Annotated in this window: 29 protein-coding genes and 1 other RNA gene; 12 read left to right on the top strand and 18 right to left on the bottom strand. The window is 58.3% G+C overall.

Features of this window, described 5'->3' with window-relative positions; all coding sequences use genetic code 11:
* Positions 1-35 precede the first annotated feature (35 nt).
* The 7 genes from PH5382_RS05465 to PH5382_RS05495 form a co-directional block, all read right to left on the bottom strand.
* Positions 36-1,673, bottom strand: coding sequence for an ABC transporter ATP-binding protein (locus PH5382_RS05465; protein ID WP_058333359.1), 1,638 nt, complete (start codon positions 1,671-1,673; stop codon positions 36-38).
* Complete coding sequence (locus tag PH5382_RS05470) at positions 1,670-2,485, bottom strand: ABC transporter permease (RefSeq protein WP_058333360.1); 816 nt, start codon at positions 2,483-2,485, stop codon at positions 1,670-1,672. The genes PH5382_RS05465 and PH5382_RS05470 overlap by 4 nt, the downstream gene beginning before the upstream one ends.
* Positions 2,482-3,438, bottom strand: coding sequence for an ABC transporter permease (locus tag PH5382_RS05475; protein ID WP_058333361.1), 957 nt, complete (start codon positions 3,436-3,438; stop codon positions 2,482-2,484). Before PH5382_RS05475 ends, PH5382_RS05470 begins: the two co-directional genes overlap by 4 nt.
* 1 nt (position 3,439) lies before the next feature.
* Entirely contained in the window at positions 3,440-5,023 is a 1,584-nt protein-coding gene (locus PH5382_RS05480; protein WP_058333362.1) for an ABC transporter substrate-binding protein, read from the bottom strand.
* A gap of 434 nt (positions 5,024-5,457) precedes the next feature.
* Positions 5,458-5,904 carry a D-aminoacyl-tRNA deacylase gene (gene dtd / locus PH5382_RS05485; protein WP_058333363.1) on the bottom strand — a complete coding sequence of 149 codons (447 nt, stop codon included), beginning with the start codon at positions 5,902-5,904 and terminating at the stop codon, positions 5,458-5,460.
* A gap of 48 nt (positions 5,905-5,952) precedes the next feature.
* Entirely contained in the window at positions 5,953-6,636 is a 684-nt protein-coding gene (locus tag PH5382_RS05490) for a nitroreductase (RefSeq protein ID WP_058333364.1), read from the bottom strand.
* 84 nt (positions 6,637-6,720) lie between these two features.
* Positions 6,721-7,848 carry a TFIIB-type zinc finger domain-containing protein gene (locus PH5382_RS05495; RefSeq protein WP_058333365.1) on the bottom strand — a complete coding sequence of 376 codons (1,128 nt, stop codon included), beginning with the start codon at positions 7,846-7,848 and terminating at the stop codon, positions 6,721-6,723.
* Positions 7,849-7,944: 96 nt separating this feature from the next.
* Between PH5382_RS05495 and PH5382_RS19700 the strand changes: the two genes are divergently transcribed.
* Positions 7,945-8,154, top strand: coding sequence for a hypothetical protein (locus tag PH5382_RS19700; protein WP_156414840.1), 210 nt, complete (start codon positions 7,945-7,947; stop codon positions 8,152-8,154).
* Here PH5382_RS19700 and PH5382_RS05500 read toward each other — a convergent pair.
* The 5 genes from PH5382_RS05500 to PH5382_RS05520 form a co-directional block, all read right to left on the bottom strand.
* A complete protein-coding gene (locus PH5382_RS05500) occupies positions 8,114-9,298 on the bottom strand; it encodes an SPFH domain-containing protein (RefSeq protein WP_058333366.1) in 1,185 nt (394 codons plus the stop codon). The genes PH5382_RS19700 and PH5382_RS05500 overlap by 41 nt on opposite strands.
* A gap of 61 nt (positions 9,299-9,359) precedes the next feature.
* Entirely contained in the window at positions 9,360-10,286 is a 927-nt protein-coding gene (locus PH5382_RS05505) for a DUF2927 domain-containing protein (protein WP_058333367.1), read from the bottom strand.
* 43 nt (positions 10,287-10,329) lie between these two features.
* Positions 10,330-11,520, bottom strand: coding sequence for a toxic anion resistance protein (locus tag PH5382_RS05510; protein ID WP_058333368.1), 1,191 nt, complete (start codon positions 11,518-11,520; stop codon positions 10,330-10,332).
* Positions 11,521-11,541: 21 nt separating this feature from the next.
* Positions 11,542-12,456 (bottom strand): 5-bromo-4-chloroindolyl phosphate hydrolysis family protein, encoded by a 915-nt coding sequence (locus PH5382_RS05515; RefSeq protein ID WP_058333369.1) that lies wholly within the window; start codon positions 12,454-12,456, stop codon positions 11,542-11,544.
* A 204-nt stretch (positions 12,457-12,660) separates the two neighbouring features.
* Complete coding sequence (locus PH5382_RS05520) at positions 12,661-13,863, bottom strand: pseudouridine synthase (RefSeq protein ID WP_058333370.1); 1,203 nt, start codon at positions 13,861-13,863, stop codon at positions 12,661-12,663.
* A 63-nt stretch (positions 13,864-13,926) separates the two neighbouring features.
* Between PH5382_RS05520 and PH5382_RS05525 the strand changes: the two genes are divergently transcribed.
* The gene (locus tag PH5382_RS05525; protein ID WP_231751804.1) at positions 13,927-14,397 is read left to right on the top strand and encodes a nucleoside deaminase; all 471 of its coding nucleotides are present in this window, start codon (positions 13,927-13,929) and stop codon (positions 14,395-14,397) included.
* Positions 14,398-14,532: 135 nt separating this feature from the next.
* Positions 14,533-15,153, top strand: a complete 621-nt coding sequence (locus PH5382_RS05530; protein ID WP_058333372.1) for a DNA-3-methyladenine glycosylase I — start codon at positions 14,533-14,535, stop codon at positions 15,151-15,153.
* A gap of 187 nt (positions 15,154-15,340) precedes the next feature.
* On the opposite strand, the gene PH5382_RS05535 is transcribed toward PH5382_RS05530, so the two are convergent.
* Positions 15,341-16,033, bottom strand: a complete 693-nt coding sequence (locus tag PH5382_RS05535; protein ID WP_058333373.1) for a metal-dependent hydrolase — start codon at positions 16,031-16,033, stop codon at positions 15,341-15,343.
* Positions 16,034-16,339: 306 nt separating this feature from the next.
* Here PH5382_RS05535 and gatC point away from each other — a divergent pair, with 306 nt between their 5' ends.
* From gatC to rnpB, 5 genes are all read left to right on the top strand, one after another.
* Positions 16,340-16,627 (top strand): Asp-tRNA(Asn)/Glu-tRNA(Gln) amidotransferase subunit GatC, encoded by a 288-nt coding sequence (gatC, locus tag PH5382_RS05540; protein WP_058333374.1) that lies wholly within the window; start codon positions 16,340-16,342, stop codon positions 16,625-16,627.
* Positions 16,628-16,630: 3 nt separating this feature from the next.
* The gene (gene gatA, locus PH5382_RS05545) at positions 16,631-18,118 is read left to right on the top strand and encodes an Asp-tRNA(Asn)/Glu-tRNA(Gln) amidotransferase subunit GatA (RefSeq protein WP_058333375.1); all 1,488 of its coding nucleotides are present in this window, start codon (positions 16,631-16,633) and stop codon (positions 18,116-18,118) included.
* A gap of 39 nt (positions 18,119-18,157) precedes the next feature.
* Positions 18,158-18,943: a hypothetical protein gene (locus PH5382_RS05550; protein WP_058333376.1), complete on the top strand. Its 786-nt coding sequence runs from the start codon at positions 18,158-18,160 to the stop codon at positions 18,941-18,943.
* 17 nt (positions 18,944-18,960) lie between these two features.
* Positions 18,961-19,626, top strand: a complete 666-nt coding sequence (locus PH5382_RS05555) for an N-acetylmuramoyl-L-alanine amidase (protein ID WP_156414852.1) — start codon at positions 18,961-18,963, stop codon at positions 19,624-19,626.
* A 96-nt stretch (positions 19,627-19,722) separates the two neighbouring features.
* Positions 19,723-20,147: RNase P RNA component class A (gene rnpB / locus PH5382_RS06980), an RNA gene on the top strand.
* A 103-nt stretch (positions 20,148-20,250) separates the two neighbouring features.
* Here rnpB and PH5382_RS05560 read toward each other — a convergent pair.
* Positions 20,251-20,613, bottom strand: a complete 363-nt coding sequence (locus PH5382_RS05560) for a hypothetical protein (RefSeq protein WP_058333378.1) — start codon at positions 20,611-20,613, stop codon at positions 20,251-20,253.
* Between the two features lie 339 nt (positions 20,614-20,952).
* Here PH5382_RS05560 and rpmG point away from each other — a divergent pair, with 339 nt between their 5' ends.
* Positions 20,953-21,120: a 50S ribosomal protein L33 gene (gene rpmG / locus PH5382_RS05565; RefSeq protein ID WP_008206879.1), complete on the top strand. Its 168-nt coding sequence runs from the start codon at positions 20,953-20,955 to the stop codon at positions 21,118-21,120.
* Positions 21,121-21,422: 302 nt separating this feature from the next.
* The gene (locus PH5382_RS05570) at positions 21,423-21,899 is read left to right on the top strand and encodes a hypothetical protein (RefSeq protein ID WP_231751805.1); all 477 of its coding nucleotides are present in this window, start codon (positions 21,423-21,425) and stop codon (positions 21,897-21,899) included.
* 157 nt (positions 21,900-22,056) lie between these two features.
* Here the strand turns inward: PH5382_RS05570 and PH5382_RS05575 are convergent, their stop codons facing one another.
* The 3 genes from PH5382_RS05575 to PH5382_RS05585 form a co-directional block, all read right to left on the bottom strand.
* A complete protein-coding gene (locus tag PH5382_RS05575; RefSeq protein ID WP_058333380.1) occupies positions 22,057-22,530 on the bottom strand; it encodes a GNAT family N-acetyltransferase in 474 nt (157 codons plus the stop codon).
* A 142-nt stretch (positions 22,531-22,672) separates the two neighbouring features.
* Positions 22,673-23,449 carry a Bax inhibitor-1/YccA family protein gene (locus PH5382_RS05580; protein WP_058333381.1) on the bottom strand — a complete coding sequence of 259 codons (777 nt, stop codon included), beginning with the start codon at positions 23,447-23,449 and terminating at the stop codon, positions 22,673-22,675.
* 244 nt (positions 23,450-23,693) lie between these two features.
* Positions 23,694-23,918, bottom strand: a complete 225-nt coding sequence (locus PH5382_RS05585; RefSeq protein ID WP_058333382.1) for a DUF1127 domain-containing protein — start codon at positions 23,916-23,918, stop codon at positions 23,694-23,696.
* 124 nt (positions 23,919-24,042) lie between these two features.
* Between PH5382_RS05585 and PH5382_RS05590 the strand changes: the two genes are divergently transcribed.
* Positions 24,043-24,924, top strand: a complete 882-nt coding sequence (locus tag PH5382_RS05590; RefSeq protein ID WP_058333383.1) for a LysR family transcriptional regulator — start codon at positions 24,043-24,045, stop codon at positions 24,922-24,924.
* A 119-nt stretch (positions 24,925-25,043) separates the two neighbouring features.
* Here the strand turns inward: PH5382_RS05590 and PH5382_RS05595 are convergent, their stop codons facing one another.
* On the bottom strand, positions 25,044-26,000 hold the full coding sequence (locus PH5382_RS05595) for an NADPH:quinone oxidoreductase family protein (protein ID WP_058333384.1): 957 nt from the start codon (positions 25,998-26,000) through the stop codon (positions 25,044-25,046).
* A gap of 352 nt (positions 26,001-26,352) precedes the next feature.
* Here PH5382_RS05595 and PH5382_RS05600 point away from each other — a divergent pair, with 352 nt between their 5' ends.
* Complete coding sequence (locus PH5382_RS05600; RefSeq protein WP_058333385.1) at positions 26,353-26,721, top strand: helix-turn-helix domain-containing protein; 369 nt, start codon at positions 26,353-26,355, stop codon at positions 26,719-26,721.
* Positions 26,722-26,753 lie beyond the last annotated feature (32 nt).

The following is a 26,753-nucleotide window of genomic DNA, read 5'->3' on the forward strand; positions in this document are numbered from 1 at the left end:
GGCCTGGTCTGTTTCATGGTGGAAAAGCGGTGCGGCTAGTTGCCCGCGCTCTCCATTTTGCGGTTGGCGATGACCTCTTCGAGCCAACCGAGACGCATCTCGGGCACAGAGCTGAGAAGAAGATCGGTATAGTCGTCAAAGGGGGGGCTCAGAACCTTGGTCTTGCCACCATAGCGCTGTACCTTGCCCTGATACATCACCGCAATATTGTCGGAAATGGCGCGCACGGTGGCCAGATCATGGGTGATGAAGAGGAAGGCAACATCCTCGATCTTTTGCAGCTCCAGCAGCAGCTTGAGAATGCCGTCTGCCACAAGCGGGTCCAACGCCGAGGTGACCTCATCGCAGATGATCATCTTGGGTTTGGCGGCCAGGGCACGGGCAATACAGACACGCTGCTTTTGGCCGCCGGACAGTTCCGCCGGATAGCGATCAATGAAGCCTTCGCCCAGTTCTATCTCATCCAAAAGCTCGATGATCCGTTTGCGCTTTTCCGCGCCCTTCATGCCAAAGTAGAACTCCAGCGGGCGACCGATGATGGTGCCGACGGTCTGACGCGGGTTCATCGCCACATCTGCCATCTGGTAGATCATCTGCAGCTCGCGCAGATCCTCGCGCGAACGGCCGTCCAGATCTGGTGACAGAACACGACCGGCGAATTCGATCTCGCCTTCGCGCGGCGGCAGCAGACCGGTGATGACACGGGCAAGCGTGGATTTTCCCGACCCGGATTCTCCCACAACGGCCAGGGTCTGGCCGGGGTAGAGGTCGACATTCACATTGTGCAACACATCGAACTGGGTGCCTTTGTAACGCGCGGTGATATTGCGCACGCTGAGCACCGGCTCAGCCGTTGGTTCTTTCTCTTCGTGCTCAATCGAGCGCACAGAGACCAGCGCCTGGGTGTACTCCTCTTGTGGATCATTGATGATCTGATCCACAGAGCCGTATTCCACAGTATTGCCGTGACGCAGCACCATGATATCGTCGCTGACCTGGGCCACAACGGCCAGATCATGGGTGATATATAGCGCTGCAACGCCGGTTTCACGAATGGCTTCCTTGATCGCCATCAGAACATCAATCTGGGTGGTCACATCCAAGGCCGTTGTCGGCTCGTCAAAGACCACCAGATCCGGTTCTGGGCAGAGCGCCAGCGCCGTCATGCAGCGCTGCAGCTGACCGCCAGAGACCTGATGCGGGAAACGATCGCCGATGTTTTCCGGGTCCGGCAGGCCGAGCTTGTCAAACAGCACCTTTGCCCGGGCCTCTGCATCCTTGCGACTGAACTTCTTTTGTTCGACTGCCGCCTCGACCACCTGATCCAGGATCTTTTTGGCGGGGTTGAAGGAGGCTGCTGCGGATTGCGAGACATATGTCACCTCACCGCCGCGCAGTTTTCGGATATCGCCAGTGCCCGATTTGAGCACATCACGCCCGTTGATCCAGACCTCACCACCGGTGATTTTCACCCCACCACGACCGTAGGCCATGGCGGCAAGACCGATGGTGGATTTACCGGCACCGGATTCACCAATCAGGCCGAGAACTTTGCCTTTTTCCAGATCAAAGCTGACCCCATGCACGATTTCGATATCATGGGGTTTTTCGCCCGGAGGATAGACCGTTGCACCGATTTTGAGATCGCGGACTTTCAATTGTGGATCGCTCATCCGCGGCCTCCTTTCAGCGATGTGGTTCGGTTCAGCACCCAGTCAGCCACCAGATTGACCGAGATCGCCAGGGTAGCGATGGCAAAGGCAGGCGCCAGAGCCGCGGGGATACCGTAGACGATACCGTCCTTATTCTCTTTCACGATGCCGCCCCAGTCTGCTTCGGGGGGCTGGACGCCCAGACCCAGGAACGAGAGGGTCGAGACGAAGAGAACCATGAAGATAAACCGCAAACCCATTTCGGCCACCAGTGGTGACAGCGCATTGGGCAGGATTTCACGAAAGATGATCCAGGCGGTCTTTTCCCCACGCAGACGCGCGGCTTCGACGTAGTCCATGACTTCGATATCCACCGCGACAGCGCGCGCCAGACGATAGACGCGGGTTGAATCCAGCAGACCCATGACGATGATCAGCATCGGTACGGTGACCGGAGTGACCGACAAAACCACCAGTGCGAAAATCAGCGTTGGGATCGACATGATCAGATCAACAAAACGCGACAGCACCTGATCAACCCAACCCCCTGCAACAGCCGCGAAAAAGCCAAGAACCGATCCCAGAGTGAAGGACAATACGGTTGCTGCTGTGGCGATAAAGATGGTGGTCCGGCCACCGTAGATCATCCGGCTGAGCAGATCGCGGCCAATATTATCAGTGCCGAGCAGAAACTCTGCCGAAGCTGGCTCCCAGACGTCGCCGACGATTTCAGCCATACCATAGGGCGAGATCAGTGGCGCAAAGATCGCCACCAGAAAATAGAGGGCCGTGAAGAACAACCCGATCATAGCGGAAATGGGGATATTCTTCATTTCGGATGCCTCAGACGTGGGTTCGACAGGATGGCAACAATATCAGCGATCATGTTGAGACCGATATAGACCGCGGCAAAGATCAGACCACAGGCCTGCACCACTGGTACATCGCGTTTGGATACGTGGTCGACCAGATACTGCCCCATGCCCGGATAGACAAAGACCACTTCGATCACGACGACACCGACCACCAGATAGGCCAGGTTCAGCATCACCACATTTACGATCGGGGCGATGGCATTCGGGAACGCATGGCGAAAGATCACCTGAAAGCCATTGAGGCCCTTCAGTTCGGCCGTCTCGATATAGGCCGACTGCATCACGTTCAGGATCGCAGCACGCGTCATGCGCATCATATGTGCGAGAACCACCAGCGTCAGCACGGTTACCGGCAGGGCAATCGCCCCCAGTTTTTCCCCGAGTGACATGCCGTCATTGATCATTGCAACCGACGGAAACCACCGCAGTTTTACCGCGATCAGATACATCAGCACGTAGCCGATGAGGAATTCAGGAATGGAAATCGAAGCCAGTGTCACAGCCGAGATCAGCTTGTCAGGCCAGCGATCTTTGTAGCGTACCGCCAGAAGGCCAAGAAAAATCGCCAAAGGAACGGCAATAATGGCAGCCCAAAACGCCAGGAAAAGCGTGTTTGACGGGCGTTTGCCGATGCTTTCGGTAATGTCGCTACCGCTGGTCAAAGCGGTGCCCAGATCGCCGGTCATCGCACCGCCGAGCCATTGAATATAGCGCTGCAGCGGTGGATCATTCAGCCCCAGCTCAGCGCGCAGGTTTGCCAGCGCTTCTGGGGTGGCCGACTGGCCCAGGATCGACTGCGCGACATCACCCGGCAGGATCATCGTACCGGCAAAGATCAGCCCGGACACGAGGAGTAGCAGGATGAGGCCCAGCGCAATGCGCTGGGCCAACAGTTTGATAATAAGAGGCATCTTATGCCTTTACCCACATTCTGATCGGCGAGTAGCTGTTCATCAGGGCAAAGCCTTTTGCGTTCTCGACCCAGCCGTCCAGACGATCGGATGTTGCGTCAACAAAGTCGTTGAACATTGGGCAGATCAAACCGCCCTCATCACGCTGGATTTCACCCATGTCGGCATACATCTGGGTCCGCTTGGCGGTGTCCAGCTCGGCACGTGCTGCCAGTAGCAACTGGTCGAACTGTTCATTGTTGAAGCGCGTATCGTTCCAGTCAGCAGTAGACAGATAGGCAGTCGTGAACATCTGGTCCTGGGTTGGACGCCCACCCCAGTAGCTGGTGCAGAAGGGCTGAGTATTCCAGACTTCGGACCAGTAGCCATCATTTGGCTCACGCTTGACGTTCAGGTTGATACCAGCCGAGGCACATGACTGCTGGAACAATGCGGATGCATCCGGCGCTCCAGGGAAGGAGTTGTCGGAGGTGCGCAGAAGGATTTCGCCGTCGTGACCCGACTTCTTCATGTGGAACATGGCTTTGTCTGGATCATATTCACGCTGCTCGGATGGGGTGAACATCGGGTAGGACGAGTTGATCGGGCTGTCATTACCAATCGAGCCATAGCCGTTCAGAACTTTGTCGACCATTTCCTGACGGTTGATGCCGTATTTCAGCGCCATCCGCACGTCTTTGTTGTCAAACGGGGCAGTGTTGGCGTGCATGATGAACACATAGTGGCCAGGGCCGGATGTGGAATGCACGTTGATGTTGGGCGCGCGGGCAACCAGTTTGGCGGTCCGTGGGGGAACCCGGTCGATCATGTCAACCTGACCCGATTGCAGCGCGGCTACACGTGCTGTGTTGTCGTTGATGACAATCAGTTCGATGGTTTCGGCGTGGCCAATGTCGCCCCAGTAGTTGGGGTTCTTTTCGGCGACGATACGCACACCCATGTCGACATCTTTGATGATGTAGGGGCCGGTACCGATTGCAGCAGCCGGGTCATCCATGCCGCCACCGGGCTGGATCACCAGGTGATAGTCTGCCATCAGATAGGGAAGGTCAGCGTTAGGGGTCTCCAGCTCAACGACAACATTGTCGCCATCGGTGGAAACATTCTTGATGCCGCGCATGATACCCAGAGCACCGGACTTTGTATCCTCACCCGAGTGGCGTTCCATCGTTGCAGCCACATCTTCTGCGGTCACTGCTTTGCCGTTGGAGAAGGTGATGCCTTTGCGGATCTTGAAGGTCCAGATGCGGGCGTCTGCCGAGGCTTCGTAGCTTTCGGCAACTTTGCCGTCGAGACCGCCGTCGTCGTTCAGCTCAACCAGCGGCTCACCCCAGAGACGCACAAGCATCAGAGTAACCTGATTGGTGGACAGGGCTGGGTCAAGGCTGTCGGTGGTGCTGCCACCCTGCAGACCCATGCGGATGGTGCCGCCTTTTTGAGGACCTGCGGCGCGCGCTTCGCTGGTCAGCAATGTGCTGGCAGCAGCGGCGGTGAACCCCAGAGCGGCGGCTTTTGCCATGAAATCGCGGCGGCTCAGTTTGCCGGCTGCGGCGTGGCGTGCCAGATAATGAAGTTGATCGTTCATCGATGTCTCCCAGTTGACGTTCCTGCAGCTTGCAATCGCAGATCTGCGATCTCGGCGGCTAATTCTTGTATGATGCACCAAGATTTGCGCATTTGCCGCGACCTCGCAAGCTTTAAAAACGACACCCCCTGTTTGACGAAACTTCTGCAAAGTCTCGAATTCTGAATGGTGTCGCCTTCTCAAGGTGTCATGCCGCATTTGTGAGGTAAACCGGCTTTTTGGCCCCATGTTTCGTTCAGGATAAGTTTTTGTGACTTCTGACGCTGCGGCGCAGAAAGGTGAGCCATTCTGGGGCAGAGAGTGGGCGTATTCCAGAAATGTAAAGAGAATCCCTGTACTTAAATTGAGCGGAAAACGACCACTCAAAAGGGAGAGATTCCTGTCCCGGATCGCTAATCGATGGCCCGAAATATGGCCAGCTACAAGGGGCAGGATCAGCGGTCTGCGCTGTCCATCCAGATGGTGACGGGCCCGTCGTTCAGCAGGCGAACCTTCATATCGGCGCCAAAGGATCCACGGGCCACAGGCAGGTCAAGCTTGGCCAGCTGATCTGCAAAATACTGGTACAGCACCTTGCCCTCGGCGGGGGGCGCGGCAGCTGAAAACCCGGGACGATTGCCACTGCGGGTGTCTGCTGCGAGGGTGAATTGACTGACCACCAGAACCGAGCCATCGATGTCCTGAACAGAGCGGTTCATCTTGCCTGCACTGTCCTGAAAAATGCGCAGCTTGGAAATCTTGCGAACCAGATAGTCGGCCTCGGCTGCGCTGTCGCCCTGCATCGCACAGATCAGCACCAGCAGGCCGGGACCGATCGCGCCGGTTTCGTCACCGTCGACGCTGACCGAGGCCTCTGTGACACGTTGAATGAGAGCACGCATGTTTTCGTCCTTTTTGCAAAACCGCGCCGAGGGAGTTCAAAACGGAGGCTAGCCGCGCCAGTCGGTGAATTCTTCAAGCGCAGCGCGGCTGGTGCGGAACCCGTTGGCAGGGTGGCCAGGATCGCTGTAGCCAAAGGAAATGGCGCACAGGATCTGGCGGTCAGCCGGGATTTCCAGCATGTCATGCAGCAGCGGCGCAAAGGAGGCGACAGCTGCCTGCGGAATGCTGGCGACACCCGCCGCCTGCGCAGCCAGAGTAAAGCCCGCAACGAAACCGCCGCAATCCATCGCGCCATAACCACCTAGTTCCGCAGGACTGGACAGAACGGCGCAATGCGGTGCCCCAAACAAAGAGAAGTTCTCCATCATCTGGCGGGCAGAACCGGCGCGGTCGCCCTTTTTGACTCCAACTGCTTCATAAAGCGCCCAGCCGCAGTCGCGACGACGGGATTTGTATTCATTTTCATAGGCGGTCGGAAAGGGTAGGTCTGGATCATGCCCGCCACCGAGCGCTGCCGCCATCAGCGCCTCGCGCAGGCGTTTGGTCTCTTCGCCGCTGGTTACAGTCAATTTCCAGGGTTGGGCATTGCACCAGGAGGGCACTTTTTGGGCGCAGGCAAGGATATCCTTGATGGTCTGTTGCGGCACGTCGGTTGGCAAAAAGGCGCGGCAGCTGTGGCGGGTGGCGAACAGCTGGTTCAGCGCGTCGAGCGTAGGCAGAGTATTGGTCATTTGGTGTATTCCTGTGGGCGGCGGCGAAGTGGCCATCTAGGCAAGGAGTGCAGGAGCTGTGCCTTGATTTGGACTATGAAGCAGCTAGTTTTGGGATCCAAAATAGGCGGCGACGCCCAAAAGGATCAGGCCGAGGATCACAGCCCCGGTGATCTTCCAGGTAGAATAGGGGCGTTCCCCCTGGACCCGTCCGGTCTGACCATTGACTACAAACCGGTAGGTTTTGCCACGGTATTTGTAGGCAGCCATCCAGACCGGCAGCAGAACATGTTTAAAGGTCACCTTCGAAATCCGGGTGTCGATATCTGAAATACGCTGCTTGTCGCCACCGATATCAAACCGCACGTCGCGCTCAATCACCCGGTCCATATGGGCGCGGGCTTCGTGAAAACCGGCCTCGAGATCAACAGCATAGGCTTCGGCGCGAAAGCCCGCCAGATACTGCGGCTGATAGGGTTGTAGCGCGGAAAGATCCCAGGGCTCCAGCGCATCGGTGTAGCGTTTGGGCAGGCTTTTGGAGGCCAGCACCAATACATCGTCAAAAAACCGCTGTACCCGACCGGTGACGGAGGTCCAGCGGGTCTTGGCCACCTGCCGGATCTGCGGTTTGCCATCCACCGTGACAGTTTCGCTGACATAATAGATAGTGCCGCGTGCGCCAGTATAGCTGCTGTGGCTTTGGGCGTCATAGGTCCAGTAGGGCACATAGATTCCCTCCAGCCGACGGCCTTTGCGGGCATAGGCCTGCAATCCGTTGGGGGCGAACCAAAGTCGCCCAAGCCAGTCGTTCATCGACTGTTGAGCGGCGCGTTCTTCCAGGGCAAAGGGCACAACACCCTTGGGCTTGATATGGCGGTTCTCACCGGTATCGGCAACAACCGGTGTGGCGCAAAACGGGCATTCCAGGGCGTGGGTTTCATCCGTGAACTCTACTTGCGCCGCACAATTGGGGCAGGTCGAAACCCGCGTAGTCTCCATTTCCGCCTCGGGCAGGGCTTCGGAGAGTGCGGTCTGAAAATCCAGCTCGCGCAGCGCACCGCTGCGCCAAGGTCCGCCCGCGACCTCCTGTGTGTGACCGCAATGGGCGCAGGTCAGGCTGCCGTTACGCGGGTCATACCGGTAGTCTGCACCGCATTGTTCGCAAGGAAACCGGTTGGTTTCCAGCGGTGTTTCCAGGTCGGATGAGGGGGCGGGCGGCGGCGTATCAGTCACAGAGAGAGATCCGGGAGAATTTCAAACAATTTGGTCGTCTTATAACAGGGCATTTCGGTCTTGTCGTCCTTCTTTGCCCAGAGGCGTGTGTGGTAAATGCCGAAGCTAAGCTATTTGAAATTTATTGGTTTTTATCGTCTCGCAGACTGTTCGCCGCAGTGGGAGTCAATTCTCGACACTACGGAGATCAAGGCGGAAACCAACTTCCCGGTTCTGTACATCTGCCGTGATGATGAACGCCGGTTTGGTCACGATTTAGAAACGCTCAGGACGCTGGCGGTGGAGGTGGCGGTGGCAGGATCGTGAACAGCTGCGCCAACTCCAGCACGTCTTCTGCTCGTTTCCAGCCGTCTTGGCCAGGTGTCCAGACATGGGTTTCGCGGGTCAGTGTGCCCTCCTGTGCCATGCGTCCCAGCCGCGCCTTTGAGAACGGGCCAGAGGTTTCACCGTTTTCGGCGGTATGCCAGACATGTTCGACCGGTGGCGGAGGTGGTGCGACGGGGGCCACCTGCGCCGGTGCGGCTTGCGGTGCCGGGGCTGATGCAGCGGGCGCGGGACGCGCGCCCCAAGGACCGGAGGCATGCCCCGCTGCATTGGGCTGCATCTGCTGACCCATCTGCTGCGCCATGGCCATGCCCATTCCCATGCCAAGGCCGGCCCCCATGCCACTGTTTGGGGTTTTGGCGGCAGCCTCCATCGCCTCGGCGGCGGCGAATTGGGTGTAGCGGCCCAGATCGCCGACAATGCCCATCTGGGTGCGCTTGTCCATTGCCTGTTCCACGGCGGGTGGCAACGAGATGTTTTCGATATAGAGCTCGGGGATCATCAGCCCGTATTCGGCCAGCGTTGGCGCAATCTCTGCCGCAACCAGTTTGCCTAGGTCTGCGGTATTGGCCGCCATATCCAGCACCGGAATGCCAGAACCAGCGACCGCGCGCGAAAACTCCTGCACGATGATATTGCGGATCTGAAAGGAGATCTCATCCATGGTGAATTCACCATCGGTACCGACGATTTCTGTCAGAAAGCGCGCGGCATCCACCACCCGTATCGAATAGCTGCCAAAGGCGCGCAGGCGCACCGGGCCAAACTCGGGGTCGCGACAGATGATCGGATTTTTAGTCCCCCATTTCAGATTGTTGAAACGAGTGGTGTTGACGTAATAGATCTCTGATTTGAACGGTGACTGGAAGCCATGATCCCAGTGCTGCAGCGTTGTCATCACGGGCATGTTGTTGGTTTCAAGCATATAAAGACCGGGCGTAAAGACATCCGCCAGTTGGCCTTCATGGACAAAAACTGCAGCCTGGCCTTCGCGTACAGTCAGCTTGGCGCCATATTTGATCTCATGCGCCTCGCGCTCGAACCGCCAGACCATGGTGTCGCGGGTATCATCGGTCCAATGGATGACATCGATGAATTCGCCTTTGAGAAAGTCGAATATGCCCATGTTTTCCGGTCCTTTTTCTGTGTCGTTCAAATCGGGTGTTAAATCAGGTGTTGAGGCTGCGTTACAGCGACTGACCCATGACGTCTCGGGCGAGGATGCGAATGATCGGTCGCGCTTCGTCGGCGCTCATGCCGGTGCGCAGTCGCGGATCATAAAGCATTTTTAACAGCAGCTCATCATGGCTGGTCAAAAACGCAAACTCGTCATCATCGTTAAAAATCGAGGGCCGCGCGCGTGGGCTGTCATTCAGCAATCCCAGGCCCTGCGCTACCTCTTCGTGGATGCAGCTATCGCGCACCAGATCGGGATGTTCTGCCCGGATCAGCGCGACCCCGCGGATATAGTCAAAGGGCGCGCCCTGTGGTCCTCCGGCCAAGACAAAACAATAGTGGGTGCGCGGTGGGTTCACAAATAGCTGCAGATCGCCAGCGCTTAGGTTGGGCAGCAGGGCGCGGACCTTTTCGGCCACAAAGGCGCGATCATCGGCCCCGGCAAAGATCACGTGGAAATTGCCGCGTTGTTGCGTCGCCGAAATCGGATGCCCGGTGATGCGCGACAAACGGGCGCCATAGTTGCTGAGAACCTGCGCGTCACGGGTGCGTTGGCTTTCTGGCACCGAAGGGCCAAAATCGGCGACCAGCCGCACCGGGCCTGACCACCGGCTCAACCCGCCGGTAAGAGCACTGCCGCTGCGCCCGGCATATTCATTGTAAAAGGCGATCTCTTCGAAATGTGCCGCTAGTTTGTCAGCGTTGTAGGGCGTTTCAGGCCCGCCTCCATCGGTACGCAACAGGCCCCGCGTCAGCAGATCCTGCTGCAGCACGCGGTAATAATTGCGCAGCTCTGCACTTTCGGCAGAGGGGGCTTTAACAACGGCCGGAACAACCGCAGGGCGTGATTCCGGCACCAGGGATGTAGGTTGTGCATTGGGCAGACACCCCGAAAGGGCGGCCACCGCGAGGGCCGCCACCGCCAGAGGCTTAGTCATCCGTTGCATCACATCTTGGGCTGTCAAAACCAGCTCCCTTGGATTAGCCGGGAACGGCGGTGCCGGCGTTGTCACCCACACCATCACGACGCGCCTTGGCCGAGGCCAGCGTATCGCGCAGCTCGCCTTCCATCTTCTTCAGCTCGGCTTCGGCGGCGGCCCGGCGGGCCTTGCCTTCATCGGCGATCTGCAGACTTTCCTGAATGGTGCCGACCAGGTCGGCATTGGCCTGTTTCACGGCTTCGATGTCAAAGACACCGCGCTCCATCTCTTCGCGGATCATCTTATTGCTCTGGCGCAGATTGGCCGCATTGGAGGTCAGCAGCTCATTGGTCAGATCATTGGCAGCACTGACGGCCTTGGCGGCCTCGGCAGAGCGTTGAATTGTAACTGCCTGTGCCAGCTGGGTTTCCCAAAGCGGCACGGTGTTGACCAGGGTCGAGTTGATCTTGGTGACCAGGCTTTTGTCGTTTTCCTGAACCAACCGGATCGAGGGCAGTGACTGCATGGTGACTTGACGCGTGAGCTTGAGATCATGCACCCGGCGTTCCAGATCATCGCGGGCGGCGCGCATGTCACGTAATTCCTGCGCGCGGATGACCTGATCGGCCTCAGGCGCGGCGGCAACTGCCGCTTCTAGTGCCGGAATATCCTTGGAGTCCAGATCAGCTAGTTTTGCCTCCCCGGCAGCGATGTAAAGCGCCAGCTCGTTGTAAAAATCCAGGGTTTTTTCATAGAGAAGATCCAGCGACTTGATGTCTTTCAACAGGGTGTGCTCATGCCCCAGCAGATCATCGGTGATCTTGTCGATCTGGCCCTGAATGGTTTCAAATCGGGCGGTGAACTTCGCAAAAGGGGCGGCACGCCCCAATAGGCGCTCCCAAAAGCTGGGCTTGCGGCGCACGTCAAGTTCTGAGACGGAAAAGCCGCGAATGGTGGTGACGATGTTGCGCAGTGAATCACCCGCCGGGCCGACGTCTTTGTTGCGCACATCCGCCAGCATCGCCTGGCTGATGGTCTGCAGTTCCGCCTGCGCACCAGAGCCAAAGCTGATGATCGAATTGCTGTCGCCCATGTCGATCTCGCCCATCCGGGTCAGGATTTCGGCGCCAACTTCCGGCGTAGCAGCCTCAAGCGGCTGCACCGCTTCAACAGGCTCTGGCAATGTATGTGCAGCTACGGCGACAACCTGGGCTTCGGCTTCGGCGGCTTTCTTTTGAATGGTCTCAGACATCTAGGCTATCCTTGCAATGGGTTAAGAGCGATCCAGATGGACGCCTTCGCGCTGCAACCGGTCGCGCAGCACATCGATTTCAATGGTTAGATCACTGCGATCTTCCAACAGCATCTTGCGGGTGCGGGCCGCAAAGTTCTGCTCCAGATCGGTGAGCAATGTCAGGTAGTCTGAACGTGCATCTGAGTCCTGACTGCGGCTGTAGATATCGGCAAACTTCACTGTCGCATCTTTGGCGCCCTGCAAATAGACCGTCAGGTATTTGCGGGCGGCGGTCAGGTCGCGCGGATCTTCTTCGACAGTGCGAAACAGCTCACGCGCCACGGCCTGAAACTGTTCCACGCGTTCCTCGACCTCGCGGTCGCGGGCGCGCAGGGCGGCATCTGTCATGGCATCCAGGCTGAATTCGGCTTCTTCAACAGCGCGGGCAACCCGGTTTTGCTGAAACTGGTCAATGCCTTCGGTGCCCTTGTCCTTGAGCGGATCAATCCCAAAGGCCGCCAGATGCAAGCCACAGGCCGCAAGACCATAGATCGCTGCAATCAAAAGGCCGGGTTCTGCTTTCCAGGCCGCCAGAGCCGCGCCAGCCCCGATCAGCACAGCCGCGAGGATCTTGCGCGGCAGAGCTGGTCGACGCGCGACCCGGCGCTGGTCATAGGCGGCTTTGGCCCGCAGACCTTCGCGCAACAAGAGCGCGCCACCGGTCCACAGTGCTGCCGCCACCAGGCCTAGTGCCAGGCCAGTGGCCCCGTCCGCAATGGACAGCAGCAGCAAAAGCCCTGCCGGGATGAACATCAGGTTCGCACGCAGGCCTACAGGGTCTGCGGTGGCATTGCGGCTCGCGGCATTGGGGGAGGGGGTGCGAGAGGCAGCTGCCTTGTCGCTGTCGCGGCTGCTGCCTTTAGGGCTGTATTTGCCACCAAACTGTTGTGCCATGTCTTTAGCCTCCCACAATCCAGCCGGTACTCAGACCGAACATCAGGAATAGCAGAGCGGCAAAGGCGATTTTCTGCACGTAGGTCCCCCCAGGACAAGTTTTAGCATAAGCGACCGAGCTCGTTTCAGGGCTCATTTTACTTTTCATAAAGAAACTAGGGGATGCAGAACGCACTTGCTAGGGGGAAGTCTGGCGGAACCGCCTCACCGGCGGGGATTTTTGCCGATTGGGCGCGAATTTGAGCTGGGCCCTTTGGATCCGGGTTTTGCACCATCACGCCGAGGCCCGTTGCCAGAAGCGTTCTGAGCATTTCGCGTATTTTGCCCGGGTTTACCACCGGATCGTGCCTTGGAGGTGAATCCGGGCTTTTCCCCTGAACGGGCTGACGGGCGTGCCGAGGAGCGGTCGTCAGAACGCCCTTCAGACCTGCCACCGAATTTTCCGGCTGGCTTACCACTCGGCTTACCAACGGGCCTGCCACTTGGCTTTCCGGCGGGTTTTCCGCCAGCCTTGTGTCCGGGCTTGCCGCGCTGAGGGCGCGGTGCAGGTTTTTCTTCCATGTCTTCAGCTTCAAGGCCCAGTTGGTCGCGCACCACACGTGGGCGCAGCTCTTCGACTTCGCCCAGCTTAAGCGAGCCGAGCTGGAAAGGGCCGTAAGACAGCCGCAGCAGCCGGTTGACGGTATAGCCGATATCTTCCAGCGCACGGCGGATTTCACGGTTCTTGCCTTCGCGCAGACCGATAGTGAGCCAGGCATTGGCACCCTGCTGGCGATCCAGCGCTACGGTCATTGGCTGAAAGCGTTCGCCATCGACCACCAGACCTTTACGCAGTGGCTCAAAATCTTCATCCTTGGGGCGGCCATTGATCCGCACCCGGTAGCGGCGTAGCCAACCGGTCGAGGGCAGTTCCAGCCGACGTTTGATGCCGCCATCATTGGTCAGAAGCAGCAGCCCTTCGGAGTTGAGATCAAGTCGGCCAACCGTCATCACCCGGGGCAGATCCTCGGGCAGGGCGTCAAAGATGGTGCGGCGCCCTTTTTCGTCGCTGTTGCTGGTCACAAGACCTGCGGGCTTATTGTACAGCCATAACCGGGGAGCCTCGGCCTGAGGCAGGGGCTTGCCGTCCACGATGATCCGGTCGCGATCCGTCACATTCAGCGCCGGGCTGTCGATCTGGGTGCCGTTCACTTTTACGCGGCCCTCAGCAATCATCCGCTCGGCTTCGCGACGCGAGGCAACACCTGCGCGCGACAGCACTTTGGCGATGCGATCCCCGGTCGGGGCGGCATCGTCTTTGGCGGGCGCTTTCGGGGCGGCTTTAGCGGCGACCTTGGCGGCGGGTTTGGCGGAGGCTTTGGCCTTGGGAAAGGCTTTGCCTGTGGGGGATCCGGGTGCTTTGCTCATGGATCCGGGACATAGAGCATTCCGTCGCCTTGCGAAAGCGCCCATTCCGGGGCAGGAAAGGCCATGGAGAGAAAACCCGCTATGTTCAAATCACATATGGAGATTGCCCTGGAAGAGGCGCGCGCTGCAGCACTGCGTGGTGAAGTGCCGGTTGGGGCTGTGCTTATTGCCCCCGATGGGAGCATCGCTGCCCGCGCTGGCAATCGCACCCGCGAGCTGTCTGATCCTACGGCCCATGCCGAAATTCTGGTGCTGCGCGAAGCCTGTGCCGCAAAAGGGTCGGAGCGGCTGCAGGGCTATGACCTTTATGTGACCCTGGAGCCCTGCGCCATGTGTGCTGCCGCTATCGCTGCTGCAAGGATTGCGCGGGTTTACTATGGCGCCTCTGATCCTAAATCTGGCGGTGTCGCGCATGGGGCCTGCGTGTTCTCCCATCCCCAGGCGCATCACAGCCCAGAGGTCTATGAAGCTATTGCGGAAGATGAGGCGACCAAGGTCCTGAAAGACTTTTTTGCCGCGCGGCGCTTGAAATAACGCGATCAGCTGGTTCGCGGCTTTCTGTTTTACGCTTTCTCCGTGTTGCTTTCGTCATGTGTTCCTTGTTGACTGACCAGCAACCAACAGGTTTTCCCAAAGAAACAAAGGAGGAAACGGCATGGAAGATCGGGCATGACGAAATTGATTGAAGGGGCTGATGGGCAGCCCCGCTGCGCCTGGAGCGCATCTGCACCTGAGTTTGATGCCTATCACGATGCCGAATGGGGCTATCCTGTTGGCGACGACATTCGCCTGTTTGAGAAGATCTGCCTGGAGAGCTTTCAATCTGGCCTCAGTTGGCGCACCATTTTGGTAAAGCGTGAGAATTTTCGTACCGCATTTTGTGGGTTTGACTGGAATAAAGTCGCGGATTTTGACGAGGCCGATGTGCAGCGCTTGCTGCAGGATGCGGGTATCATCCGCCATCGCGGCAAGATCGAGGCGACAATCAACAATGCCCGCCGCGCGCAGGAACTCGTGGCAGAGGCGGGATCTCTGGCGGCATTTTTTTGGAGTTTTGAGCCAGAGGCCAATGATCTTGCCGAGCCGCAAACCCAGACTACCAGCCTAGAATCTGTGGCGCTTTCTAAGGCGTTGAAGAAACGTGGCTGGAAATTTGTTGGCCCCACAACTGCCTTTGCTTTCATGCAGGCAATGGGGTTGATCAATGATCATGCCATTGGATGCTGTTGTCGGGCCAAGGCCGTTGAGGCGCGTCACGTTTTTAAAGTGCCGCGTGTTGTTGGTGGATAAAGTATTCTGATGGCAACATCTCGTGAGTGAGAAGGCTTAAGGAAGCTTGTTGGGAGAGGTGTTTCGCTTCGGGCTTTGCCCGAAGCGACTCGCGCGCTTTGAGCCTTGCAGGCACAAAGCGCGCGACGCCCAACGGCCACCGTTGCTGTGTCAAAAGCAGCCGTGGCGGGCAGGAAAGTTTTGCTTTTTAGATCTCGATCGCAGTCAGGATTTCCGGCTCAATCACTTTGACGCCGGGAAGGCCCGCCTTGAGGGCCCTGGCATCCTGCTCCAGCAGTGGAAAGGTTTTGTAGTGGCAGGGGATGACGATTTCAAAGTCGAAATATCGCTTTGCCGCATAGGCCGTCTGCGCCATGTCCATGGTGAAATGCCCGCCCGCACTCAGGATCCCCACGTCGGGTTTGAAATAGTCGCCCATCCAGTCCATGTCGGCCATGATGCCAGTATCGCCTGAAATGTAGATGGTTTTGCCTTCGGCCATCAGCATATAGCCAACTTCGGATCCACTGGCGCGCAGCCCCTCTTCGGTGGTGAAGGTGGAGCTGTGCGAGGCCGGAACCATAGCAAGCCTGACGCCGCCGAGATCCACCGTGCCGCCCTTGTTGAACCCCACCGTTTCAATGCCTTCGCTTTCGCCCCAAAACCCCATCAGATCATATTGGCCAACCACCGGAATCTTAAGCTGCTTGGCCAGCGGCAGCACATCGACTACATGGTCGAAATGGGTATGGGTCAAGACAATATGCGTGGCACCGGCCAGTGCTGCCTCGTGTTGGTCGTCGCCTAGGGCGGGGTTGCCGGAGAGCCAGGGGTCGATCAGCATAACCTTGTCGCCGGTTTCTATGCGGAAACTGCCATGCCCCAGCCAGATAACTTTCATGATTCCATCTCCCATTTGTCGCGATGGTCGCGATTTACGTACTTTTGCACAGCTTATCTGGGATCCGGAGCATTTCCATGACAGATCTGTCTGACGTGGTGTCCTGGGTGCAGATGGACGCAGCTGGGCGAGGTGGCTGGAGTTCGGAAACAAGTGGCGGCAGTCCCGGTTGGGGCTCGGCAAGGGCGCAAAAGCTGCTCCGACTGGAGTATATTCCACAGAAACCTGCATTGCTTGCAGCGGTCAGACTTGCAGCGCGCGCAAGGCCCCGGTAAATGCCACCTTGAACACGAGATGAGGGTTTCCATGTCGATTGACCAAAATACAGCCGCCAAAGTTGCCAAACTGGCCCGGATCAAGGTTGAAGACGAGGCGCTGCCAGCCCTGGCCGCCGAGTTCAACACGATCCTGGAATTCATCGAACAGCTGAACGAAGTCGATGTGGAAGGGGTTGAACCTATGACCTCTGTCACGCCGCAGCGGCTTAAACGGCGCGCGGATGTGGTCAATGATGGCAATCAGCAGGAAAAAATCCTGGCCAATGCCCCCGATGCCCGCGAAGGCTTTTTCGCTGTCCCCAAAGTGGTGGAGTAAGACATGAGCGATCTGAACAAACTGGGCCTGGCTGAGGCGCGCGATGCACTGCGCAAGGGCGAAACGTCTTCGGTAGAGCTGACAGAGGCCTGCCTCGCGGCGATCGACAAGGCCGATGCGCTGAACGCTTTTGTACATAAAACACCGGAAATCGCGCTGGAGCGCGCTACTGCAGCGGATGCACGCCTGAAACAGGGCGAAGCACCTGCGATGTGTGGTCTGCCCGTGGGCATCAAGGACCTGTTCTGCACCAAGGGTGTCGCCAGCCAGGCAGCCTCCAACATTCTCCAAGGCTTTGTGCCGGAGTACGAATCTACCGTGTCGCAACAGCTGGCCGATGCAGGTGCTGTGATGCTGGGCAAGCTGAACATGGATGAATTCGCCATGGGCTCGTCGAACGAGACCTCGGCCTATGGCAATGCCGTCAGTCCCTGGCGGCGTGGCAATGACGAAACACCCTTGACCCCCGGTGGCTCCTCTGGTGGTTCTGCCGCAGCTGTGGCCGCAGACCTTTGCCTTGCGGCAACCGGCACCGATACGGGCGGCTCGATCCGCCAGCCAGCAGCCTTTACCGGCACGGTTGGCATCAAGCCCACATATGGGCGGTGTTCGCGCTGGGGTGTTGTGGCCTTTGCCTCCTCGCTGGATCAGGCAGGGCCAATGACCAAATCTGTGCGCGACGCGGCTATCATGCTCGAGGCAATGTCGGGCCATGACCCAAAGGACAGCACCAGCGCCGATCTGGCGGTGCCAGATTTCGAGGCCATGCTGACCGGCGACATTCGCGGCAAAAAGATCGGTATCCCCAAGGAATACCACATGGAGGGCATGCCCGCCGAGATCGAAAAGCTCTGGTCCGAAGGCACGGCGATGCTGAAGGCCGCAGGTGCCGAGATCGTAGATATTTCGCTGCCGCATACCAAATACGCCCTGCCGGCCTACTACGTCATTGCCCCAGCCGAGGCTTCGTCCAATCTGGCGCGCTATGACGGCGTGCGCTACGGCATGCGTGCGGCACTTGAAGCAGGTGATGGCATCACTGAAATGTATGAAAAAACCCGCGCCGCCGGGTTTGGCGATGAGGTAAAGCGCCGGGTCATGGTTGGCACCTATGTGCTGTCGGCCGGCTTTTATGACGCCTATTATAACCGTGCGCGCCGGGTGCGCAGCCTGATCAAGCAGGACTTTGAAAACGTCTTTGCCGCGGGTGTTGACGCGATCCTGACCCCGGCCACTCCTTCTGCAGCCTTTGGCCTGGGTGAAATGTCGGATGCCGATCCTGTTGCTATGTATCTGCTCGACGTCTTTACCGTTACGGTAAACCTTGCTGGCCTTCCGGGCATTGCGCTACCAGCCGGGCTCGACAGTCAGGGGTTGCCACTGGGGCTGCAGCTGATTGGTCGTCCCTGGGAAGAGGGGGATCTGCTGAACACCGCCTATGCGCTGGAACAATCCACAGGATTTGTGGCAAAGCCGGGCAATTGGTGGTAAACTTCTGCTCAAAGAAGAGCAGATAAGCAGGTAGTCCCAATGCGCGTCCTCGTTACTCTTGCTGCCACCGGCAGTATCCTTGCCCTGGCGGCCTGTAGCCCGCAGGTGCCTGATAGTGCCGCCGGTGTCGGCATCGATGGTGATCCCTTTGCGCCGCCACCGGCGGCGGGGACAACGATCAATGGTGATCCTCTGGTGCCACCAGTGCGCGTGTCGAGCGAGACGCTGCCGTTGACCAATGCGCCACTGCCGCCTGCGCCGCGCAGCCCGGGGTCCAGTAGCGTCGCGTCGAGCTATGGTGCGACGCCCAACAGTGCTGATATCGCCTCGGAAACGCAGGCCGCTCTGCTGGCCTCGCGCAGCAATTCGGGTCAGGCTCCGCTTGAGGCCAGCCCTTCGAACCCGGCGCCGCAATTGCTGGGCAATCCGGGGCTGTCTGACGAAAACAGTTTTGAGGCTGTCGCTGCCCGCCAAACCATCGAAAGCGATGCGGAGCGCCTGCAGCGACAGCGATCGCAGTATCAGCAGATCGAGCCGACGGCCTTGCCCGCGCAAACCGGCAGGCGAGATCCAAACATCGTGCAATATGCGTTGAGCACCACGCATGCCCGCGGGACCAAGCTCTATAGTCGGGCGGGCATCAATCTGCGGTCCCGTTCGGCCCGCAACTGCGCTGGATTTTCCTCGCCGGAACTGGCCCAGATTGCCTTTCTGCAAGAGGGCGGTCCCCAGCGGGATCGTCAAGCATTGGATCCTGATGGCGACGGCTTTGCCTGCAGCTGGGATCCCAGCCCCTACAGGTTGGCGGTGCGCAGCAACTCCTGATGTCTGCACCTGAGTTGATGTCTGTGCCTGAGGCTATCTGGTGCCCTAGCCCCAATTTTGGCCCGCGGCGGGACGGTTTGAAACCCGAACTGGTGGTCATCCACTATACTGCAATGGAGAGTGCCGAAGCAGCGCTTGCGCGGCTGTGTGATCCGCAGGCGGAAGTTTCTGCGCATTATCTGATTGGCAAGCAGGGGCAGCTTTGGCAGATGGTCGAACAAGACCAGCGCGCCTGGCATGCCGGTGCCGGGGAATGGGGCGGTCTGGATGATATCAACTCCCGCTCGATCGGGATCGAGTTGGATAATACGGGCGATCATCCATTTTCGGAGCCACAAATAGTGGTGTTGGAGGCGCTGCTACACCGGATTTTGAAACGTTGGTCCCTGTCGGCTACAGCTGTAATTGGGCATTCCGACATGGCGCCGGGGCGCAAGGTGGACCCGGGCCCGCGCTTCGACTGGGCGCGGCTCGCCATCCTTGGTTTGGCGCGGGCGACACCGGCGGTGACTGACGAGAGCTCCGAGGGCGCTGAATTCTCCACATTGGTGGCTGCGGCAGGCTATAGTGCTGCGGCCTCGCAGGACGATCTTTTGCAGGCGTTGCGGCTGCGCCATGCACCAATGCGGCGCGGACCACTCTGTGCGGCAGATATGGCGCTGTTACAGGCGCTGACCAGCTGATCCTTACCAATTCCAAATCAGTACAGGACGGCTTTCGATTGGTGCTGGCGTGGTTGCTCTTGACGCGCTGCACCACTCAGCCTAACTGGTCGGCGCGCAGAAGGCTGGACGGCCGCGCGGAAGGTGCGCCTTTTGCGAGGAAAGTCCGGACTCCCTAAAGCAACGGTGCCGGGTAACGCCCGGGCGGGGTGACCCGACGGATAGCGCCACAGAAAACAGACCGCCACGTCCCGGGAGCCGTCAAGGCAAACGGAGCAGACGTGGTAAGGGTGAAACGGTGGAGTAAGAGCCCACCGCGCCGCTGGCAACAGGGGTGGCACGGCAAGCCCCACCGGGAGCAATGCCAAATAGGGTCCCCGCGCGGGCAGGTCGGTGCAAGCCGAAACCGCCGCTAGGCTTGCTTTAGCCGAGAGGGACCGGGTTGGCAGCTAGAGGTGCATAGCAATATGCGCCGCAGAGGAATGGTCGTCCAAGGGGCGCAAGCCCTGGGACAAAATCCGGCTTACAGGCCTTCTGCGCGCATTTTCGACCGCCTCTTTGCGTTGTTCATTGTAATGGCGCATTGCCTGATGCGGCTTGTCGCGGATTCTCACGGTTTTCCTACGGAGGGTGCTGGCTGCCTGACTAATTGCTGGTAAAGGTGAGTGTGTCACCTTCACCCTGTTTGCGGACCGACCGTAGTTGGTTGCCATTGATCGACAGGATCAAGCAATCTGTGTTTTTGGCGTGGGTTTGCAGGGTGCGACACCACATATCACCACGCCAGGCCCAGGCGCCTTTGAGTTTTTCGCCACCAAATTCTCCGGTCATCCTGCCATTGCGTTTGGAAACGGCATAGCCGTCTCCTAGGTACCACCGTTTGCCGGCGACCAGGTCTAGGTACTGCTGTTTGGTGGTGATCCTGGCGAAATCATCAGATAGCGCAGGGATGGGCAGCAGGGCAAAAGTGATGAAGGCGTAAAGCACCATATGGGTTTTGGCGGACATGGGAACGGACCTCACAACGAATGATTTGAAAACACGCGCCAGAAACAAAGCTGTGTCTGGCCAGTATCGCATTCCACGGAAGGTCTTTGCAGGTAGCAATAGCGATAGGAGGCAAACAAGTGGACGTAAGTTAAAGGCTAGCTCCGAGTCGACATCGGCCAACAGTTTGATTGGGGCGTCGTTTGCAGGGCGAGGCAACAGGAAAACGGCTCCGGAGCTATAATTCCACAGCAAAGCTACGGGAATCCTATTGACTTGGGGGCTGGGGCGGGTACAAGCCACGCTCGTATAGGAATTTACCGAGAGGCTCCCTGCCTTTTCGGACGCAGGAGAAGCACCATGGCGAAGCCTACCACAATCAAGATCCGCCTGAACTCGACCGCGGGCACCGGCCACTTCTACGTGACCAAGAAAAACGCGCGTACCATGACCGAAAAGATGGTTATTCGTAAGTACGACCCCGTTGTACGCAAGCACGTCGAATATAAAGAAGGCAAAATCAAGTAAGCCAGTCTTGCTCGGAATTGTTTAAAAGGGTCACGTTTTGCGTGGCCCTTTTTTGTTGTCGGGCCGCAGGGAGGCATTGGTGCCAACACTAGCCTCTGGAAATTCCTTTAGGCTTCAAGTGATTGTCGGCTGAAGCGGACAAAATCAGGCGTTGCCACCACCATGCCAACGGCGCAAGAAACCTTAAAAATTGATAGGAATGATAGGAAAAGGTTCAATACTTACAATGGGATGTGGCTCTGAATCGCCTCATTTATTCGCTAGTCTTGTAGGGTGAGTAGATCTGTGAAGTGGGTGATGCCTTGTTTAAGTATATGATCTTTGGTGCTGCGTTGATTTTTGTTTCGGGACCTGGTTCGGTCCCGGTTCTGGCGAATGGCGTGCCTCTGCCGCCGCAGATAACGGAACGGTCACTTGGCACTCCGCTGGCTGAGACCGTGAAATCAGAAATCATGGCTTTTGGAACCCCCAGAGAGATTGAAGGCGAGTTATCCGGGGGAAGAGATGTGGCTGAGGTGATGGCACCGGGCAGTCAGCTCAGAGTGATCGAATTTCTGGGGCGCACCTTGGCCTTGTCATTGATGCGGGCTGACCGGACTGGGCTGGCGGTGCTGAGCGTGCCCAAGCGCAGCGTGATTGGAAACCTGCCCGAGATCGCGCCAGAAGAATTTCGCACTATGGTGGTCGAGGAAACAGGGTGCCGTGCCGTTGGGCGCGTGCAGGTGGTTGGTAGTCGTCGTGGTGCTGTGGCCTTGGCGACAGGCCTTGCCTGCAGCTAGGCGGGCCCGCTGGCCAAACCTCCGGCTGCTCCTCCCCTTGGGCTCGGCAACAATGCTGACAGCGAACAGGCCCCATGCGTTTTCTTTATCTGAGTGAAACGGAGAAGAAGAAGGGGCAGCCGCAGTGCTGGCGGCCCGCAGGCTGCGCTGGCGGCCCCTAGGCGCGCCATTCCGCACAGGTCAGTACCGGAGACAGTCCCAGGCTTTGAAACAGCCCTGCAGAGGCCGTGTTGAAGGGCGCATAGCTGGTGGCGATCACTCCGATGTCCTGCACCTTGGCGCGGCGTTTCACCTCGCTGAGCAGCGCCAGTCCGACGCCCATGCGGCGGAAGGGTTCCGCCACTGCTAGGTGATGCACCATGAGGCGCGTTTCTGCTGCCCGGATTGGCAGGGCTGGGCGGCGCTCAACCCCATAGATCAGGTAGCCCAATGGCGCGCCCTGCGGGCTCTCGGCCAGCAAGGCGGTTACGCTGTCTTGTTCCAGCCAGTCCCGCAACCAGTGTTCCAGGCTTTCATCCGCAGGGTCCGGCAGGTGGCGCTCAGGTTGATGGGTGACATGCAGCGCGTGCAAGTCCTGCAGCAGAGGCACCAGGCGGGCTGCATCAGGGGCGGCGAGGTCTATAATTTTCATCTGAATGATCCTTGAGAATGCTCTGGAATACTTGGGAGCGTAGTGCTGTCGAATGTCTCGGGCTAAAAATCATGGCGCAAAAGAAGAGGGGCGGATCATTGTGATCCGCCCCTCGCTGTAATCTTGGTTTTATCTGTGTCGCTTATTCGCGGTTACCAAGCAGCTGAAGCAGCATCATAAAGAGGTTGATGAAGTCCAGATAGAGGCTGAGTGCGCCCATGATGGCGGCCTTGCCGAGCCATTCCTGATCGCCGGAATGGGCCATCTCAAGGTAGGTGGTCTTGATGCGCTGGGTGTCATAGGCGGTGAGACCGGCAAAGATCAGCACGCCGACAACCGAAATCGCAAATGCCATGGCACCGGAGGCCAGGAAGATATTGACGATCGAGGCTACGATCAGGCCGATCAGGCCCATGATCAGGAAGGCGCCCATGGCCGAAAGATCTTTCTTGGTAGTGTACCCCACCAGCGAGAGCCCGGCAAAAGAGATCGCGGTGATCAAGAAGACCTGAATGATTGACTGGCCGGTGAAGACCAGAAAAATCGAGCTAAGTGACAGGCCCATGACGGCGGCAAACGCGTAGAACAGCAGTTGAACGCCGGCAGCGGGCATGCGGTTGGCCGCAGCGCCAAAGCCAAAGACAAAGGCCAAAGGCGCGAACATGATCACATATTTCAGCGGCGACATGTAAATCGCTGAGCCGATGCTCGTCAGGTATTTACCTTCGCCGATCATAGCGGTTGCGCCCGCAGGGTCAGACGTCACGGCCAGACCGGAAATCGCCCAGGCGGCTAAAAAGGTGATGAACAGGCCAGACGACATCGTGCCGTATACCTTGTTCATATGGGCGCGCAGGCCCTCGTCGATCTGCGCGGCGCGGGTGCCTGCTGCGGATCTGATGGTGTCAAACTGTGCCATGTAGCATGGTCTCCGTTCTAAATGTCTCCCTCGCCGATCCCCAGGAGCAGGTCACTCTCTGGGCGGCGTTCCCGCTAAATATCGGATTTATGCGGCTGTCGTTCAAGCCTGTAAGCCAAGAAAGCCGTTAAAAAACGTAAAAAGGCCTGCCACATTTAGGGCAGGCCTTAGCCCGGCAGGGCATGGGAAATCCTTGGGAGGTCCCTGGGAGGCTTGCGCTGGCGTGGCGCGGGCGCTCAAATGATCAGCACCGCCAGCTTTCAGGCGCATCCCACAGGGGGCGCTTGGCTTCTGCCTCGGCCTGGGCACGGCTGAGGCCGATGTCGTCCAAAGCGCGGTCGTCCATCTTTTTCAGAGCGCGGCGCTGGCGCAGGAGCGCTGCACGGTCTGCCAGCAAGGACAGCAGGCCGAAGCGGCGATGCGTATGCGTACAGGGGGCTGCGGTCCGATTGGCTGCAATATAGGTCATCTCTTTTGTCCTTCCATTAAAATTTGATATTTTTTCAGGTCTTCATCATTTCTGTTGATGTATATGCCCTCTTGTGATTAATTTTCAAAACGAATGTTTTTGATCTAATACATCAGGAGTTGTGATGGCACGGAATTTGGATATCACCACGTTGCGGTCTTTTGTTGCCGTGGCAGACCATGGTGGGGTCACGCGCGCCGCCGGTTTTTTACATCTGACGCAGTCTGCTGTCTCGATGCAGCTGAAGCGACTGGAGGAGCTGTTGGGGCTGGGTCTGCTGGATCGCTCCGGGCGTGGCATCGCCTTGACCCCTTCAGGAGAACAGCTGCTGGGCTATGCCCGGCGCATGGTGGCCCTGAATGATGAGGTGATTGGCCGCCTGACGGATCAGGCCTTTGAAGGCGAGGTGGTGCTGGGGGTGCCGCATGATGTGGTCTATCCGGTCATTCCGCGGGTCTTGCAGCGGTTCAATGCCAGCTTTCCCCGGGTCAATGTCAATCTGGTGACTTCCAATACCCGTGATTTGAAGGCTGGCTTTGCCAAAGGCACTTATGATCTGATCCTGACCACGGAAACTGGCGCCGGGGCCGGGGGGGAAACCATTCACGAAATGCCACTGCGTTGGGTCGGAGCACCAGATGGGTCGGCCTGGCGACAACGCCCCTTACGGTTGGGATTCTGTCGCGCCTGCATCTTTCGTGCGGTTTCGACTGCAGCGCTGGATGACGCAGGCGTGGAATGGGATATGGCGGTGGACAGTGAATCGGATCGCACCGTCGAGGCGACAATCAGCGCTGATTTGGCAGTGGGCGTCCTGCTCGAAGGCACCATTCCGGATCATCAGGAAGCGATTGACCACGGAGGCTCACTGCCGGACCTACCAGTGCAGCATATCAATCTGTACGGTGCCGACACTGTGCGTGCGGGATATGTCGAGGACCTCGCCGGGATCATTCGCCAGGGCTATTCAGCACTGCGCCCGGTTCAGTTGCGCGCCGCCGGGTAGATTACCGCCGACCGGATCCTGGATTTCGGCCTAAGGGCCCTGGAACTCGCATGGCAAAGTCAACAGGGGTGCTGCGGTGCCCCTTTTTATGTTCACTTCCGTTTGTTCGCATTTTCAGGCTAGGGCGTGATCACCACTTTGCCAGTTGCTGCGCGACTGCGCAGCAGTTCCAGACCTTCGGCGAGGCGTTCCAGCGGCAGCACATGGCTGATATGAGGGTGGATGCGCCCCTCCGTATGCCATTGCATCAAGGTCTCGAGCGAAGCGCGGATCACCTGCGGATGGGACTTCATGTAGCCACCGATGTAAAAGCCAATCACGGTCAGGTTTTTGACCAGCAGATGGTTGGCGGGGATCTGTGGTACCTCTCCGCTGGCAAATCCAATGGGCAAAAGACGTCCGCCGGGATTGGTGGCACGAAAGGCAGCCTTCCAGACATCACCGCCGACCGCATCATAAACCACATCCGCGCCTCCCAGTGCTTTGACCTCCGCGCGCAGGTCTTTTTCGGCCTCGATCAGGTGGTCGGCACCGGCTGCCTGAGCCACCTCCAATTTACCCGCTCCACGTGCATGGGCGATCACTCGAGCCCCCATCAACTTGCCGATTTCGACGGCTGTCAGACCGACCCCTCCGGCGGCTCCGGTGACCAAAAGCGTCTCACCGGGTTGCAGTCTTGCGCAGTGCTCCAGAGCCACGTGACTGGTGCCATAAGCGATCTGCAAAGCGGCGGCATCTTCGAAGCTCATGCTGTCGGGGATCCTGACGGCGCGGGCCGCGTCAAACACTCCTTCTTCGGCCAATCCGCCCTGGCCGCAGAACACGGCAACCCGGTCGCCTAGGGCCAAATGCACAACGTCGGTTCCACATTCGATCACCTCGCCGGCGATCTCAAGGCCAGGTGTGAAAGGTAGCGGCGGCGTGTCCTGGTATGTGCCTTTCTGCATTAGCAAATCTGCGAAGTTCAAACCGCAGGCGCGGATCCTTACCTTGACCTCTGACGGGCCCGGTGCCGGGCACTCGATCTGGCTGAGACTGGGGGGTGTTCCAAATTCCGTGATCCGGTAGGCCTGCATGTTCTTGTCCGTTCCTTGTCAACTGGTCTGCTGATTCGCACAGGGACCCTGATCCCTGATTGCCAGATTTTGCACCTCGCTATTTATGGGGAGGCATAAATGGCTAGTCAAAAGGTCTATAAGTCGCATTAAAATGATGGGGGAAATCATGTGTTTGCCCCATTCCAGGGGGGGGGGCGAGGTCTCAGGCTTGAATTCAACCGCCAAGATCGTACAGTTAAGACAGAGGTTGAGCTCTGATCGTGATAGTTGAGTATCCATGTGACACGTCGGTATTGACGAAATACCTTTGGGCATAGATGGCGACGCGGCAATCCGGGCAGGGACCATTTGGACAACTAGGAGATAGCGCATGGCTCATCCTGTAGACGTACACGTAGGAAAACGCATCCGTCACCGTCGGTGGCTGATCGGTAAAACCCAACAGCAACTGGCCGAACAGGTCGGTATCAAATTCCAGCAGATCCAGAAATATGAAACCGGAGCAAACCGGGTCAGCGCTTCTAGGCTCTGGGACATTTCTGACGCGCTTGAAGTGCCTGTCAGCTTCTTCTTCGAGGGGCTCGATGAGGACGGCAAGGCCGCTGGCAAGAGCTCGGTGCCAGACGATCTCATGGGCGACAAGGAAGCCTTGGATCTGGTGCGGTCCTACTATGCCATCCCAGAGAACCAGCGTCGTCGCTTGTTCGAACTGGCCCGTGTTCTGAGCGACGCGGCTTAAGGCATAAATCGAAAACAGATCTGATTTATCTT

The organism is Phaeobacter sp. CECT 5382, assembly GCF_001457775.1.
GTDB lineage: Bacteria > Pseudomonadota > Alphaproteobacteria > Rhodobacterales > Rhodobacteraceae > Pseudophaeobacter.